Origin of the sequence: Collinsella aerofaciens, assembly GCF_041537385.1 — a bacterium.
GTDB classification, from domain to species: domain Bacteria; phylum Actinomycetota; class Coriobacteriia; order Coriobacteriales; family Coriobacteriaceae; genus Collinsella; species Collinsella aerofaciens_BV.
Genome location: NZ_JBGORS010000018.1, coordinates 1 through 258, shown reverse-complemented (window position 1 = coordinate 258; position 258 = coordinate 1). Strand labels below are relative to the sequence as shown.

Here is a 258-nt window from a genome sequence, read left to right as displayed (position 1 = left end):
CTCCCCTATGCGCCATGCGGCCCCCAGGGCACGTGAGTAGACACCGGACACCGTGAACGGTGGGCGCCGCCCACCGGTCAGCGGCCAGAGCATGGGGGGCACGCCCGGTCCCGTTCCGAACCCGGAAGCTAAGCCCCATCGCGCCGAGAGTACTGCGGGGTCAGCCCGTGGGAGGCCAGGGCGCCGCTGACCGGTGGACGGCACCGAGCCGTCATCGAAACTGAAGAAGGGGGAGGCCTCGCGGCCTCCCCCTTTTTT

At 70.5% G+C, this 258-nt stretch carries 1 rRNA gene; it reads left to right on the top strand.

From position 1 onward, the window contains the following. Positions 1-76: 76 nt before the first annotated feature. Positions 77-192 (top strand): 5S ribosomal RNA (rrf, locus tag ACEG18_RS09690). Positions 193-258: the final 66 nt, after the last annotated feature.